The organism is Burkholderia sp. AU17457, from assembly GCF_002223255.1.
Lineage (GTDB): Bacteria > Pseudomonadota > Gammaproteobacteria > Burkholderiales > Burkholderiaceae > Burkholderia > Burkholderia sola.
The window spans coordinates 678,557-692,592 of sequence record NZ_NKFB01000008.1 but is presented as its reverse complement, the minus strand read 5'-3'; the positions used below and the strand labels follow the sequence as shown (position 1 = coordinate 692,592).

Here is a 14,036-nt window from a genome sequence, read left to right as displayed (position 1 = left end):
GCCGATCGCTCCCGTCGCCTCGTCGGCTTTTTTTTGCCACGGAATGTTATCGGTAACATCGATGCGTCAAGCGCACTCGCCGGTACGAAGAAGATCGACACAATCAGGAGACAGACCGATGCCATCCCTTACGCAGGCCGCTGCCGCACCGGCCGCGGCCGACTCGTCCGAAGACGCCCTTTACCGCAAGGTCATGCGGCGCATCCTGCCGTTGCTGCTGCTCTGTTACGTCGTGGCCTACCTGGACCGCGTCAACGTGGGCTTCGCGAAGCTGCAGATGCTCGACGACCTGAGTCTGAGCGACGGCGTCTATGCGCTCGGCGCCAGCATTTTCTTCTGGGGCTATTTCCTGTTCGAAATGCCCAGCAACCTGCTGCTGCACCGCTACGGCGCGCGTTTCTGGATCGCGCGGATCATGATCACGTGGGGCATCGTGTCGTCGTCGATGGCGTTCATCGTGCCGCTCGCGCAGTTCTTCCACGTACAGACCACCACGATGTTCTACACGCTGCGCTTCCTGTTGGGGCTGTGCGAAGCGGGGTTTTTCCCGGGCGTCATCCTGTACATGAACTACTGGTTCCCGGCGCGGCGCCAGAGCGTGGCGATGTCGGGCTTCCTGGTCGCGATCCCGCTGAGCCTGACGCTCGGCAGCGTGGTGTCCGGCTGGCTGATGGAGCAGACGCACGGCCTGTCGGGCATGAGCGGCTGGCAATGGATGCTGCTGCTCGAAGGGCTGCCGTCGATCGTGGTGGCGTTCATCGTGCTGGCCTGCCTCGGCGACGGCCCGCAATCGGCGAAGTGGCTGTCCCCCGACGAAAAGGCGGTGCTGTCGCGCAACCTCGAATCCGAGGCCGCGCACAAGTCGCACAGCATCGGCGCCGCGCTGCGCAGCCCGCGCGTCTGGTTGCTCACCTTCATCCTGCTGACGTTCAATACCGGCTTCTACGGGCTGGCCTTCTGGTTGCCGTCGATCATCCGCGCGTCGGGCGTGCACAGCCCGCTGCACATCGGTGTGCTGACGGCCATTCCGTACCTGACGGCGATCTTTGCGATGGTGTGGAACGCGTCGCACTCGCGCAAGACCGGCGAACGCCGCCTGCACGCGGCGATTCCCGCGCTGATTGGCGGCGTCTTCCTGATCCTGAGCGCGGCGTTTGCACAGAACGTGGCGCTGTCGATCGTATTCCTGACTATCGCCACGTGCGGCATCCTCGCACTGATGCCGATCTACTGGACCTTTCCGGGGCAGATCCTGTCCGGCACGGCCGCGGCCGCCGGCATCGCGCTGATCAACTCGGTGGGGAACCTGTCCGGCTTCACGGGCTCGATGATCACCGGTGTCGCCAAGCAAATGACCGGCAACATCAATAACGGCACCTATGCACTGGGTGCTTGCCTGCTGGTCAGCTGCGTGCTGATCGCGTCGATTCCGCGCGATATCCTGCGGCCGCCGGGTGGGCGGTAGGGCGTTCGCGCGACGTTACGTCCGGCCGGGGCTGCGACATCGCGCTGCCCCGGCGCGGGATGCATCACGTCATTTGGATTGATCTCGCGTGAGTTCGCTCGACCATCACGGACGGAATTCCGGATACGTCCCGCCCGCGACGACCTATGCGTGGCTCCGCTTTCTCGTGAGCGGCCGTCAGGCGTCTTCCAGCGCGAAGCGCACCTTGTCCCCGAGCGTGCGCAATCGCTCGACCGGTTCGTTCGCGAACACAAAGCGGATATACGCGTCGCCGTGGGCAACGCCCCATCCGGTCATCGCCGTCGCACATACGCCGTGGCGCAGCAACCGCTCCGACATCCGCGATCCGGTCAGGCCAAAATCGGACACGCGCAGCAGCATCGACCAGCCGCCCGCCGGCATGCCGAACGGGAGCCCCGACAGTTCGGCGGCGACCGTATCCCGCCGCCTCTCGAGTTCGCTCACGTAGCCACGCAGATCGGCTGCGGAATGTTCGAGCGCAACCGCCGCAGCCTCCTGGGCAATGCCGACCGGTACCACGACATTCGCGAGCGACACGGCCACGAGATCCGGAATCAGCCATTCCGGCGCGACGATCCAGCCGACCCGCCAGCCAATCATGCGCAACTCTTTCGACGCCGCGCCGACCGTGACCGTACGCTCGGCCATGCCGGGCAGGCCGGCGGGATGGATGACCGTGCGTCCGTCAAAGAGCAGCCGTTCCATCGCGCTGTCGAGGATCAGCAGCAGATCGTTCTGCACACAGAGGCTCGCGATCAATTGCCAGTCGGACGCATCGAAGAAGCCGCCCGAAGGCATCGAAGGGGACATCAGCAGCATGGCTCGCGTTTTCGGGCCGATTGCTGCCCGCAGCGCGGCGTGGTCCAGCTTCCATTCGCCGCCCGGCGTGAACGCGAACGGGACTTGCTTGGGCACACCGCCGGCGAGGCGGATGCGGTTCAGCAGACCCGCGTACGTCGGATCGGTGACGATGACTTCGTCGCCGATTTCGACGGTGGCGAGCAGCGTGTTCAGAATGCCGGAGAGTCCGCCCGCCGACACCACCACCTGGTCGGCAGTGAAGCGCTGCCCCGAAAGCGTCGACACGTGGGCGGCAGCGCTCGCGCGTAGCCGATCCTGACCGACGAATGGCAAATAGGAATTGGCCGAGTCTCGCAGGATGGCCTCTCGGGTGAAGGCGAGCGCCTCTGCAGTAGGTGGGATGTCGGTGTCGAGATTTTCGAGTCGCAAAAGGTCGACGTCGGCGTGATCGGCGATCGAACCCATGCGATCGACGCCAATCCCGGCAATGTGCTGCAGACGGACAGGGCGGTGGTGGCGCATCGAGCCTCCGGTTTGTTACAATTTAATAGATAATATATGCATGGTGGTCGGCATGAACTTTGAAGTCAAGGACGATCGCTCGCTGGCCGATCGGATCGCCGTCGCATTGGCAGACCGCATCATCTCGGGCGTCATCGCACCGGGGGAGTGGCTGCGTCAGGACCACATCGCGGCAGAGTTCGGCGCGAGCCATGTGCCGGTACGCGAGGCGTTCAGACGGCTGGAAGCGCAAGGGTTGGTCGTGGTGGAACCGCGACGGGGCGTGCGGGCGGCGCCGCTCGAGCCGGCGGACGTGCTTGAAATGGCGAAGATGCGTGCGGCTTTCGAGGCGCTGGCGCTGCGCGAGGCGATTCCCGCGCTCGACGCAGGGGCGCTGGAGGAGTTCGATGCGATCCTCGATCAGGAAGCGGCGGCGCGTGGGATAGCCGTGCTGGGCACGCTGAACCTGAGGTTTCATCGCGCATTGACCGCGCGGTGCGGGATGCCGCGCCTCGTTGCCGCGATTGGGGACATGCATCGGGCCAGTGTGCGGCATCTGTATGCGACGTGGCAGCAGCTTGATTGGCAGGGTCGCTCGAATGACGAGCATCGGAACATCGTTCGGGCGATACGCGAGGGTGATGTGGACGCAGCGTGTGCGGTTTTGTCCGCGCATATTCTGGCTGCGGGGGATGCGCTGGCTCAGGCGTTGGATAGGCGGTAGGGAGGCAGGTCGGGCCGGGGCGCATCAAGCGGTTCAAAAGGCCGGCTTTCGGAATGGCTGGCGTTTTCTCCTCGGTGGCTATAGTCGACCGCGTTCGGCGGCATTCGGCCAGTAGTTGTTGCCCCACTTCTCACCGCCATCGAACGGATCTACGTCACGCGGGAGTACGGGCCGAGCGGCGCAAGGTTAGCCTGCCATTGCCCGAAACATTACCTTATTTGACTGTTTGTTCCAGTATCGATAGAATGGTTCACGGCTATAAACAAAGAGTCCGATCATGGCTAGAAATAAAGAGTTCGATATTGACCACGTCCTAGATGCCGCAATCGACGTCTTTCGCTCGCATGGCTATGCAGGCACCTCAGCCGGCATGTTGGTCGAAGCAATGCGGATCGGTCGACAAAGTTTGTACGACACATTTGGCGACAAGTGGGGACTCTATTGCGCTGCAGTAAAGCGATATGGCGATATCGAACGTCAGGCACATCTTGACGCGCTGAACGAAGGTCACAAGGCCATCGATGGCTTGCGCGCGATGATGAATCGCGTCGTGCGTGAGGCCCGTCAGTCCTGTTTGGGTGTGGTTTCAATCTGCGAGTTCGGAGACTCGGACCCGGAACTGACCAAATTGCGCGAAGGGGTCGGCAAATTTTTGCTTGAGTCGCTGACACAAAAGGTGCGGGAAGCTCAGGCACAAGGGGACATTTCGCGGGACGTAGACGCCAAACAAGCTGCAAGCTTCCTGTTTGCAAGTATCGCGGCTATTCGGTTGTCGGCGCGTGGAGGCGCCACCGATCCGGAATTGGCATCACTGGGCCAGTTGGCGATGCGGGTCTTGATGTAAAAATTTTTTGCCTTTTAATGGAACGATCATTCTAGTATTGGAGGGTGTCATGAGAGCGGTGGTGATGAATGGCGTTGGCGACGTAGACATGCTCGAGTATGTCGAGCGAAATGTTCCGATTCCTGGTCCGGGTGAAGTGCTGGTCGGCATCGCTGTGGCCGGCGTGAATTTCATGGATATTGGAATTCGCCAGGGAATGGCCTGGACCAACGTGCCCAATCCTAAAATAATTGGCGTGGAAGGTGCGGGACGTGTGCTGGCACTAGGCGAAGGCGTGTCCGATCTTGAGGTCGGTCAGCGTGTGGCTTGGGCATATGCGCCAGGCAGCTATGCGGAAAAGGTCGTGCTGCCGGCGGCAGCGTTAGCACGGGTGCCGGACGACATTGACGACCGTGTCGCGGCGTCGCTCATGATGAATGGCTTCACTGCCAGTCATTTTGCCACCGACTTCTATCCGATCCAGCAGGGCGATATTGCACTGGTGCATGCCGCCGCCGGTGGCGTAGGTTCGTTGCTGGCTCAAATCATCAAGTTGCGCGGTGGTACAGTCATTGGTCGTGTTTCGTCGGAATCCAAGGTTGCGGTAGCTAAAGCAGCTGGTGCGGATCATGTAATTGTGGATCGCGCGGGCAATTTCGTTGATGCCGTGATGGACATTACTGGAGGCGACGGCGTGCATGTGGTGTACGACGGCTCGGGACCGACGACATTCCAGGCGTCGCTTGATGTGTTGCGCTATTCAGGTACCTTGTGCTGGTACGGACCGGTTCTGGGAGCTGACACGACGATAGAGCTGTTCCGGTTACCTAAGAGCATCAAGATCGGTTATGCCTCTTTCGCGGACCATATTCGAACCCCGGAGTTGCTGCGTTCGCATGCAGCGCAGCTGTTCAGTTGGGTGCGTGAAGGGATGCTCAATGTACACAATGGCGGCGTATATGCATTGGCAGATGCGGCGCAAGCTCAAGCCGATATGTGGAGCCGTAAGACCTCTGGCAAATTGCTGCTTATTCCATGATGTGACCGGCATGAGACCCCCGAGCAGCGCGCATACTGTCCGGGGTGTCTGCGAAACGTCAATTCGTTGACTCGCAACGGCATCTGACATTCGACGCTAGGGTGGTGCGAAGGGCGACAACGCGCCTATGAGCTGCCTCACAGTCGCCAACATTCCGACGGTAGAAGAGCCGATGACTTGCCGTCGAGCAACGATACTGAATGACCGTTCCGCTCCGATATCCGCCCTTAGGCGTACCGTGGCATGAGCGACAGCAACGGGTCGTTCAGGACCGTTCGCGATCGCAAAACGAGCCCTGTTTTCACTACTACGATCGCCCGCAAGAGTTCATGCTTTGCACAACGCGCGGCCTTGACCGTAAGCATGGCGACGGCGCTTGTAGCGTGACATCTTCATTCCGACCGACGGCTCACGACACCCTGCGCCGCATCCCCCGCACCTGCAGCCAAATGGCGGATATCAGGAAGTAAAGCGCACCTACTCCCGCATAGCCGGCGATCTTCACGATCGCCGGCGGCATCGGCGCATGGCTTTGGACAATGAAGAACAACCCGGCCAGCGCCGATTGCGCGCCGCTCAGCACCATCACCCACTGCGCACCGGCGTGCTTCCATCGCCGCACGGCGGTGCCGAGTTGCAGCGCGCCGGAGAGAATCGCCCAGACGCCGAACACCGCGAGCACCGCGGCCATGCCCGCGTTCAGCGCCGGAAATACCGCCAGTGTCGTGACGGCGCTGATCGCGACGTTGACCGCTTGCGTGCGGTTTGCCGCCATCCCGCCGCTGCGGGACAGGTCGACGAAATTGGCGAGCGCATCCCAGGCCGGATAAACGACCAGCAGGACCGCCGCGCCGGCCTCGCTCTGCCGGCCGACGGAAAACGCCAGCGCGACCCAGATCAGCGAGAACACCGCCCGGGAAAAGTAGTATCGTTTCAGCCAGTGTTCGTCGGCAGGGGCGTGGAATTCGGGGTAGCGATCAGTCATTTGCACTCCTTTTTACGTTGAATCGTCGTCCCGGCCGGCATGCAGAATTTCCGCCACGCGGATTCGGATGCGGCGCCGACCGGATCTCCAGTGCGCCGAGTATCGCAATCGTCCGCGCTTGCCGCCATCGGTCAGATGTCCGATGGCGAAGCCCGCTGCCGGTTGCCTGCACCGATGCCGGCGGACATCGCGCCCGCCCGGCTCCGGCGCGCCGCAGCTGCGCATGCTCATGCACGCCGCGACGCCGTCGCGTATGATCGTTTTCCCATCCTCGCGAATGTCCCCGCCCACCCGATGCCCGACGCCGAAGCCCATCACACCCCGCTGCGCATAGTCGACGCCGTCCGCGCGCTGGCCTTCATCGGCGATCTCAGCATGGGCCAGCCGACCGACCATTCGCCGCGCACCGGGTGGCTGGCGGCGCAGCTCGCGCACGCGGCACGATTCGATGCATCGGTCTGCGACACGGCCCGCGAGGTGGCGCTGTTGCGCTGGTCGGGCTGCACGGCGAACGCGGCGGGCTTCGCGCAGATATTCGGCGACGACGTCGCGATTCGCGCGGCGATGCTCGCGAACCGGGCCGGCATGGCTGAAGCGATCGGCGGCGCGGGTGTCGCACTGATCCCGCTCGCGCAGATTCATTGCGAAGTCTCCGGCGAGGTGGCGCGAATACTCGATCTGTCCCGCGCGACGGAAACCGCGCTGCGGCACATTTTCGAAACCTGGGACGGCAACGGGCTGCCTGCGCGGCTCGTGCGCGAACAGGTGCCGCCCGCCGTGTCGATCGTCGCACTGGCGGGCGATCTCGACGTATTCAGCCGCACGTACGGCATCGAACGGGCCCTCGAATTGATCCGCCAACGCGCGGAGTCGCGCTATCCGGCCGTGCTCGTCGAGACGGCTGCGCGCGACGCACCGCGCTGGCTGGCGGCGCTCGAACACATGGCGCCCGTCGACGTGGATGCCGCATTGGCCACGCCGGACATGCAGGGCGCGACGTCCGCCGAATTGATTGCGGACGTCATCGATCTGAAATTGCCGTGGATGACGGGTTTTTCGCGTTCGGTCGCCGCGACGGCGGCCGCGTGTTACGGCCGTCTGTCGCCGGACGAGGCCGCGCGCGAACGCGTGTACCGCGCCGGCCTGATTCATGGCATCGGCAGGGCTGCGGTGCCGAACGACGTGTGGAATCTGCCGACGCGGCTGCCTGCGAGCGCGTGGGAAAAGGTGCGACTCGTGCCGTACTGGACCGAGCGCGCGGGCAGGCAGACCGGCGCGCTCGGCGAAGCCGCGGTGCTTGCGTCGTATGCCTACGAGCGGCTGGACGGCTCGGGGTATTTTCGCGGCGCGCGCGATGCGGCGCTGACGCTGGAAGCGCGCGTGCTGGCGGCGTCGCTGGCGTGGGTCGCGTTGCGCTCGGCGCGTCCGTGGCGCGCGGCGCTGAGCGATGCGGCCGCCGCCAGCCAGTTGCAGGAAGAAGCGGCGTGCGGCCGGCTATGCGGCGAAGTGGTGGCCGCGCTCGTGACGGGCGGCGCGCCCGTGCTCCGGCGCATCGCCACGGGCGCGCCGGCCGCTGGCCCGCGCCTGTCCGCACGGGAAATCGACGTCCTGCGGGCGATTTCCCGCGGCGCGAGCAACAAGCAGGTCGCGCAGGCGCTCGCGATGAGTCCGAGCACGGTGCGCACCCATGTCGAGAAGGCGTTCCGCAAGCTCGAATGTTCGACGCGTGCCGCGGCGACTCTCAAGGCGTCGGCGTTGGGGCTGCTCTGACGCGTTCCGCGACGCGGATTCGCTTTCGTGTGTATGCGAACCGCCGGTCGGGCCGGCGCGACCTTTGACACTCCGCCCGCGTATCGAAGATGGCGGTTGCACCATTCAAGTCGGCCAGTCGTTCATCCGTTTCCGGCGTTCCGGGGCTCTTGCATCGGTGTCGGCCCAACCGTATCCCAACGCCGCGATTGCGAAGTAGACGGCACCGAGGGCTTCGCAGGAAAGCAGCGCGCCGGCCAGCGCCGTTCGCGCCCCACCCGAGATCGTTCGCATCGGCGTGCCGGCGTGCTTCCCGCGATGCACTGCGGCGCCGATCCGAAACAGGCCCGACACGATCGCGAGCACGCCGAACGCACGCGGCAGGCCGCTCGCCAATGCAACGATGAAGATCTGACGTACCGACATTGCAGTCATCCCCCGGCCGAGTATTCGCGTGACGGTTGCCTATCCTGACACCCGATCGTTCGCGGCGCTATCGGACAAGTGACCGATGGCGCCGGCCGGAACCGATGCATGGCGGCGCGCGATCGCCGCTACGACACGGGCGAGAACACATCCGCGATGTGCCGATCGGGTTCGATATCGGTGAACGCATCGATATCGGCCATCACATCTGCCGTCTCCGGGGCAGCGAACGCAGCATCCAGCGCCGCGCTGTCCTTGAAGCGGCACATCGCGACGACGATCAGTTCGCTATCCCCACGTGCCGGGAAGAACGCGTCGATGTAGTCGAGCCCGTACGGCTTCCAGGATTTCTCCACCAGCGGAATGTGTTGCTCGACGTAGTAACGGGAATCGAATCGAGTGCCCGCGGCTCGGCGATAGGAAACGACGAAATACATGCAGAACCTCCGGGTCGGACTGCTACGACGATGAATGTCGCTACGGGCGAATACGGCGGATTACGACCGTTCGCGTTCGGCGCCGAATACCGGCCGGGCGGCAGCCCGCCTCGACGGGTGAGCGGCGGGCGCGCGTGCGAGCGAGATACCCAGCGCGGCGCCGACGGCGAGGAACACGGAGATCGACAGCAGTGCGACGATGAACGCGTGCGCGATGGCCGCCGGATCCTGGCGCGTACCGAGCGTCGTATAGAAAATGCCGCCGATGATCGCCACGCTGAGCGACGTGCTGACCTGCAGCGTCGAGCTGGCGATGCCGGCGATCATGCCGGACAGCGCCGGTGCGACGCGCCCTGTCACCATGCGCATCAGCGTCGGCAGCGCGAGTCCTTGTCCGAAACCGATAACGAAGAGAACGACGGCGAGCGGCACGGCAGCGAGTGGCATCCCGATCGGCGTTACATTGATCAACCACGCGAGGCCGACGAGCCCGACGATCTCCAGCCCCATGCCGAACGGATTGACGTAAGCGCCGATGACACGCGAGCAGAAAGGCGTCGACAACGGGCCGAGCAGGAACCCGACGCCGAACGGCAAGAACACGAGGCCCGCGCTCAGCGCGTCGACGTGCAACGCATTCTGCAGATACACCGAGAACAGCAGGAAGAACGCGCCGATCGAGTACAGCAGCAGCGCGATCAGCAACGCGCGGCCCAGCCCCGGTGCGCGCAGCGCGGCCGGATCGAGCAGCGGTGCGCCGCCGCGGCGGCCGAGCCGGCGCTCGTAGCGCCAGAAGAACCCGGCGAGGGCCGGCGCCGCGAGCAGCGACACCCATGCCCATACGGGCCAGCCTGCTTCGCGCCCCTCGATCAGCGGCACGATCAGCGCGCCCAGCGTCAGCATCGACAGCGCGGTGCCGCCGAGGTCGAGTTTGCGCGCATGCTGCGCACGCGTTTCCTTCAACAGCGGAATCCCGAACAGGACGACCAGAATCGCCAGCGGCAGGTTGACGAGGAAGATCGTGCGCCAACCCAGATTCAACAGATTCAGCGAGATCAGGATCCCGCCCAGCGCCTGCCCGACCACGGCGGCGAGGCCGAATACCGCGCCGTACAAGCTGAGCGCGAGCGGCTTTTCCGATTCCGGAAAGATTGCCTGGATCGAAGCGAGCGCCTGCGGCGCCATGATCGCGGCCGTTACGCCCTGCAACGCGCGGCCGACGATGAGCGTCCACGGCGAACTCGCGAGGCCGCACAGCGTCGAGGCGATCGCAAAGCCGATCAAGCCGAGACAAAACACGCGACCGCGGCCGAACAGGTCGCCCAATCGCCCGCCGGTGATCAGCGTCACCGCGTACAGGCCCGCATACGATGAAATGACGAGCTGCTCGGCCGACGACGACGCGCCCAGTTCCGCGCGGATCGACGGCAGAGCGACGTTGACGATGAAGAAATCCAGCGGCGGCAGGAACGCGCCGACGAGCAGGACCGAAAACATGGCCCAGCGGCGCGGGTCGGGTGATACGGGGTCATTCCTTGACATGGACGGCTCTCCATACGGAACCATTTGGTTCCAAATTGGGTAAAAAAATATCAGTCGAGGATGCGCATCGTGCGGTCGACCAGCGCGAGCACGTCGGGTTCGGACATACCGGTTTTCCCCAGCACGCGCATGCCTTCGATCTGGCAGACGAGCAAACGCGCCAGCACCTGTTCGTCCTGCTCGGGGATCTCGCCGCTCGCCTGGCCACGGACGATCGCGCCGGCATAGAGTTGCTGCAGCCGCCGGTACAGGCGGCCGGTGCGTTCTGCGACATCCGCGTCGCGCGCGGCCAGTTCGGTGGTCATCGCGACCGCGAGACAGCCCCGTCGGCCCGCCTCGCCGACGGACAGGCGCGCATAGCGCAACAGCGACTCGCGAATCGCATCCTTCACGGCGCCGGGTTGCGACAGGATGTCCGCGGTTGCCTTGAGCCCGTCGGCCATATACAGGTCGAGCGCCGCCAGCAGCAGCGCCTTCTTGTCGCCGAACGCCTTGTACAGACTCCCGCGCGACAGGCCGGTGCCGGCCATCAGGTCGGGCAGGGACGCGCCTTCGTATCCGCGATCCCAGAAAACGTCCATCGCGTCGCGCGCGGCATCGTCAAGTTCGAATTCGCGGGGACGGCCCACGCCAGCCGGATTTGCCATTGATCGGTTTCGCAAACGATGCGGTGCCTGAAGTTGGATTCATTATATGGACCGATCGGTTCCGATGTCAACGCGTGTGTGCCGACTAGGTGCGGCGATGGCCGTCCTCGCGGACGGCCCGGATTCATCCGATCAGTCGAGCAGCCCGGCGCACACCGGCGGGGCACGATCGGCCCACGGCGCGGCGCGTTCGAGCTGGGCGGCGAGCGAGAACAGCAGCGACTCCGCGCCGAATGCCGCCGCGAACTGGCTGCCGATCGGTAAACCTTGTTCGTCGCGGTAAAGCGGCACCGACATCGCGGGCTGGCCGGTCGCGTTGAACCACGCGGTGAACGGCGAAAACCGATGCGACCGATCGATCACGTCGCTCAACGATTGCGCGTCGTCCATCGTCGCGAGTGTAGCCGGCGCGAGCGGCGGCATCGCGAGCGTCGGCGTCAGCAACACGTCGTAGCGTTCCATCAACCGGCCGAACGTCCTGCCCAACGCATGGATCCAGTCGACCGCGCCCGCGTATTCGGCGCCGCTCACGTTGCCCTTTTCGCGCAGGATGATGCGGGTGCGTGCCTCGATTTCGTCGTCGCATACCGGCGCGTGTCGCTGGATGCCGATCGTGTCGAGCAGCGCGCGCGTCTGCGCGCCGATGATCGTGAACACGCGGTCATAGAACGCCACCGAGTCGACAGGACTGTCGAGCGGCTCGACATCATGTCCGAGCGAGCGCAGCAGCGCGACGGTATGGTCCAGTGCGGCCCGGCATGCCGGATGAAGCGGCCAGGGCGGCGCTTGCTCGATCACGGCGATTCGCAGCGGCTGGGGATCGCGCTGTGTGGCCGCGAGAAACGTGTCGGCCTGATGCGGCGACGCATAGGGCGCGCCGATATCGGCGCCGGCGGTCAGGTCGAGCAGCGCGGCGCTGTCGCGGACCGAGCGCGTGATCGCGTGGTTGATGCCCATGCCGGCCCATCCCTCGCCGATCATCGGGCCATTCGGCGTTCGGCCGCGCGTCGGCTTCAGTCCAAATACGCCGCAACAGGAGGCGGGCACCCGCAGCGAGCCGCCACCGTCGTTGCCGTGCGCGAACGGCAGCACGCGGGCGGCCACCAGCGCCGCCGCGGCGCCGCTCGAACCGCCGGCGCTCACGTGCGGATGCCACGGATTGCGCGTGACGCCGAAACGCGCCGACGACGTGCAATAAGACGTGCCCAGTTCCGGCGACAACGACGTTCCCGCGATCGGTATGCCGGCCCGCCGCAGACGGGCCACGAGTTCGCCGTCGAAGTCCGGCCGGTAGTCGCCGAACAAAAACGATCCGTTCGACATCCGCGCGCCGCGCACCGGCATGAACAGGTCCTTGATCAGCGTCGGGACGCCGGCGAGTACGCTTTCGCGCCCGGTGACGGACGACGCGGCCTGTCTCGCCGAATCGTCGAGTCGTTCCGCCACGGCATTCAGCGCGGGGTTGAGCGTATCGAGACTGGCGAGCACGGCGTTCAGCAATTCGGTCGGCCGTACTTCTTTTGCCCGGACGAGCGCGGCGAGCGCGATGCCGTCGTGCGTGGCGATGAGCGTCTGAAAATCTTTCATGGGTCTATGGTTCGGGAACAGGGAAACGTGAATGGGTCATGCGTCGTCGCGACGGCGAAGCGCCGGCAACAACCACGACAACGCGGCGACGGCCGTGCCCGAGGCAATCGCGAACACCGCCGCGCGCAACCCGCCGAATGCCTGCGCACAGCCCAGCACGACGAGGGGGCTGACGAACTGGCCCAGATAGAGCGCGGCCGTGAAACCGCCGAGGCCGCGGCCGCGCATCGCGAGCGACAGCATGCGCATCAGCGGCAGGATGGCATTGGGCACCAGCATGCCGCCGCCGAAACCGTGAATCACGACCGCCACGACGATGGCCGGCACCGTATGCGCGCGGGCCAGCAAGAACAGGCCCGCCGCGAGCAGCGCCAGGAGCACGACGTTGACGAAGCGGCGGCCGAGCGCGTTGCGCAACCATGGCCACGCGAGCGAGCCGGCCAGCGTCGACAGCAGGCCGACGCCCGCGATCGCGCCGATCATCGTCGACGAGCGCTGACCGATGTCGACCATCAACTGCGGCATCTGCACCGGCACCACGAATGAACTGACCATGCCGATGCAGATCAGCCCGTAGCCGACCGCGAGCGTAGGCGCGAGCCGGTTTCCGGCCGGCGGCGTGCCGCTGTCGGCCGGCTCGGCGGGTCGACCGTCGCGCAGCGGTTCCCACAGCACGGCCGCAATCGCCGGCACGAGCAGGATCGGCAACAGGTAGAGATAGAACGGATAGCGCCACGCGTGCTCGCCGGCGGCACCGCCGAGCACGAAAAACACCGTGCCGACGATACCGATCGTGACGACCTGCCGGTTCACGTAGCGCACCCGTTGTTCGCCATGCCAGTAATCGCCAATCAGCGTCGTGCAGCAGGTCATCACGCACGCTTCCGCCGCGCCGAGCGCGAGCCGGCACACGAGGATCGCGGTGAGGCTGTCGAGCCACGCCGGCGCCGCGCCGACGAGTCCGTACACGAGCGTCGCGAGCAACAGCAACATCTTGCGTCCGACGCGATCGGCCAGCCAGCCGGCGAGCGGCGCGCACAGCGCGATCGCGAGCGCGGGGCCGGTCGCGACGAGCGGGACCAGCGCGGCCAGCCGCGGGTCGGCCGGCACGAATTCGGCCGCGAGTTTCGGCAGGATCGGCGCGATCATGACCGCGCCCATCACGGTGAGACTGCTGCCGAGCAGCAGCACGGCGCCCTGGCTTGTACCGGCCTGTCGGGCGGCACGCGAATAGGAGGGCGCGGATTGCGTTGAGGAAAGCGGATTCATCGACGGCTCCCGAATCGGAA

General features: G+C 65.2%; 14 protein-coding genes. 5 read left to right on the top strand and 9 right to left on the bottom strand.

The genetic code is table 11. From position 1 onward, the window contains the following. The first annotated feature begins 118 nt into the window (after window positions 1–118). On the top strand, window positions 119–1,465 hold the full coding sequence (locus CFB49_RS33125; protein ID WP_089493481.1) for an MFS transporter: 1,347 nt from the start codon (window positions 119–121) through the stop codon (window positions 1,463–1,465). 177 nt (window positions 1,466–1,642) lie between these two features. On the opposite strand, the gene CFB49_RS33120 is transcribed toward CFB49_RS33125, so the two are convergent. Next, window positions 1,643–2,809 (bottom strand): pyridoxal phosphate-dependent aminotransferase, encoded by a 1,167-nt coding sequence (locus tag CFB49_RS33120; protein ID WP_089493480.1) that lies wholly within the window; start codon window positions 2,807–2,809, stop codon window positions 1,643–1,645. Between the two features lie 52 nt (window positions 2,810–2,861). Here CFB49_RS33120 and CFB49_RS33115 point away from each other — a divergent pair, with 52 nt between their 5' ends. The 3 genes from CFB49_RS33115 (at window position 2,862) to CFB49_RS33105 (ending at window position 5,374) form a co-directional block, all read left to right on the top strand. Further along, window positions 2,862–3,512: a GntR family transcriptional regulator gene (locus CFB49_RS33115; RefSeq protein ID WP_249190446.1), complete on the top strand. Its 651-nt coding sequence runs from the start codon at window positions 2,862–2,864 to the stop codon at window positions 3,510–3,512. Window positions 3,513–3,789: 277 nt separating this feature from the next. Next, window positions 3,790–4,356 (top strand): TetR/AcrR family transcriptional regulator, encoded by a 567-nt coding sequence (locus tag CFB49_RS33110; RefSeq protein WP_089493478.1) that lies wholly within the window; start codon window positions 3,790–3,792, stop codon window positions 4,354–4,356. Between the two features lie 49 nt (window positions 4,357–4,405). After that, a complete protein-coding gene (locus CFB49_RS33105; protein ID WP_089493477.1) occupies window positions 4,406–5,374 on the top strand; it encodes a quinone oxidoreductase family protein in 969 nt (322 codons plus the stop codon). Between the two features lie 409 nt (window positions 5,375–5,783). Here CFB49_RS33105 and CFB49_RS33100 read toward each other — a convergent pair whose 3' ends face one another. Both CFB49_RS33100 and CFB49_RS36570 read right to left on the bottom strand, forming a co-directional pair. Beyond that, window positions 5,784–6,359 (bottom strand): DUF308 domain-containing protein, encoded by a 576-nt coding sequence (locus CFB49_RS33100; protein ID WP_069620078.1) that lies wholly within the window; start codon window positions 6,357–6,359, stop codon window positions 5,784–5,786. A 12-nt stretch (window positions 6,360–6,371) separates the two neighbouring features. Next, entirely contained in the window at window positions 6,372–6,755 is a 384-nt protein-coding gene (locus CFB49_RS36570; RefSeq protein WP_179234976.1) for a hypothetical protein, read from the bottom strand. On the opposite strand from CFB49_RS36570, the gene CFB49_RS33095 reads away from it, so the two are divergent. Beyond that, window positions 6,654–8,129, top strand: a complete 1,476-nt coding sequence (locus CFB49_RS33095) for an HD domain-containing phosphohydrolase (RefSeq protein WP_089437866.1) — start codon at window positions 6,654–6,656, stop codon at window positions 8,127–8,129. The genes CFB49_RS36570 and CFB49_RS33095 overlap by 102 nt on opposite strands. Before the next feature lie 105 nt (window positions 8,130–8,234). Here CFB49_RS33095 and CFB49_RS33090 read toward each other — a convergent pair whose 3' ends face one another. The 6 genes from CFB49_RS33090 to CFB49_RS33065 form a co-directional block, all read right to left on the bottom strand. Beyond that, window positions 8,235–8,504, bottom strand: coding sequence for a hypothetical protein (locus CFB49_RS33090; protein WP_249190447.1), 270 nt, complete (start codon window positions 8,502–8,504; stop codon window positions 8,235–8,237). A 158-nt stretch (window positions 8,505–8,662) separates the two neighbouring features. Further along, a complete protein-coding gene (locus CFB49_RS33085; protein ID WP_089493475.1) occupies window positions 8,663–8,971 on the bottom strand; it encodes an EthD family reductase in 309 nt (102 codons plus the stop codon). A gap of 60 nt (window positions 8,972–9,031) precedes the next feature. Next, entirely contained in the window at window positions 9,032–10,513 is a 1,482-nt protein-coding gene (locus tag CFB49_RS33080) for an MFS transporter (protein ID WP_089493474.1), read from the bottom strand. 50 nt (window positions 10,514–10,563) lie between these two features. Further along, the gene (locus CFB49_RS33075; RefSeq protein ID WP_069620083.1) at window positions 10,564–11,160 is read right to left on the bottom strand and encodes a TetR/AcrR family transcriptional regulator; all 597 of its coding nucleotides are present in this window, start codon (window positions 11,158–11,160) and stop codon (window positions 10,564–10,566) included. A gap of 132 nt (window positions 11,161–11,292) precedes the next feature. Continuing rightward, window positions 11,293–12,747, bottom strand: coding sequence for an amidase (locus CFB49_RS33070; RefSeq protein WP_089493473.1), 1,455 nt, complete (start codon window positions 12,745–12,747; stop codon window positions 11,293–11,295). A 36-nt stretch (window positions 12,748–12,783) separates the two neighbouring features. Continuing rightward, on the bottom strand, window positions 12,784–14,016 hold the full coding sequence (locus CFB49_RS33065) for an MFS transporter (protein WP_089493472.1): 1,233 nt from the start codon (window positions 14,014–14,016) through the stop codon (window positions 12,784–12,786). Between the last annotated feature and the right edge of the window lie 20 nt (window positions 14,017–14,036).

Coding starts and splice junctions, on each gene's coding strand:
- CFB49_RS33125 (WP_089493481.1), top strand. CDS start 119: ATGCCATCCCTTACGCAGGCCGCTGCCGCACCGGCCGCGGCCGACTCG.
- CFB49_RS33120 (WP_089493480.1), bottom strand. CDS start 2,809: ATGCGCCACCACCGCCCTGTCCGTCTGCAGCACATTGCCGGGATTGGC.
- CFB49_RS33115 (WP_249190446.1), top strand. CDS start 2,862: ATGAACTTTGAAGTCAAGGACGATCGCTCGCTGGCCGATCGGATCGCC.
- CFB49_RS33110 (WP_089493478.1), top strand. CDS start 3,790: ATGGCTAGAAATAAAGAGTTCGATATTGACCACGTCCTAGATGCCGCA.
- CFB49_RS33105 (WP_089493477.1), top strand. CDS start 4,406: ATGAGAGCGGTGGTGATGAATGGCGTTGGCGACGTAGACATGCTCGAG.
- CFB49_RS33100 (WP_069620078.1), bottom strand. CDS start 6,359: ATGACTGATCGCTACCCCGAATTCCACGCCCCTGCCGACGAACACTGG.
- CFB49_RS33095 (WP_089437866.1), top strand. CDS start 6,654: ATGCCCGACGCCGAAGCCCATCACACCCCGCTGCGCATAGTCGACGCC.
- CFB49_RS36570 (WP_179234976.1), bottom strand. CDS start 6,755: ATGGTCGGTCGGCTGGCCCATGCTGAGATCGCCGATGAAGGCCAGCGC.
- CFB49_RS33085 (WP_089493475.1), bottom strand. CDS start 8,971: ATGTATTTCGTCGTTTCCTATCGCCGAGCCGCGGGCACTCGATTCGAT.
- CFB49_RS33080 (WP_089493474.1), bottom strand. CDS start 10,513: ATGTCAAGGAATGACCCCGTATCACCCGACCCGCGCCGCTGGGCCATG.
- CFB49_RS33075 (WP_069620083.1), bottom strand. CDS start 11,160: ATGGCAAATCCGGCTGGCGTGGGCCGTCCCCGCGAATTCGAACTTGAC.
- CFB49_RS33070 (WP_089493473.1), bottom strand. CDS start 12,747: ATGAAAGATTTTCAGACGCTCATCGCCACGCACGACGGCATCGCGCTC.
- CFB49_RS33065 (WP_089493472.1), bottom strand. CDS start 14,016: ATGAATCCGCTTTCCTCAACGCAATCCGCGCCCTCCTATTCGCGTGCC.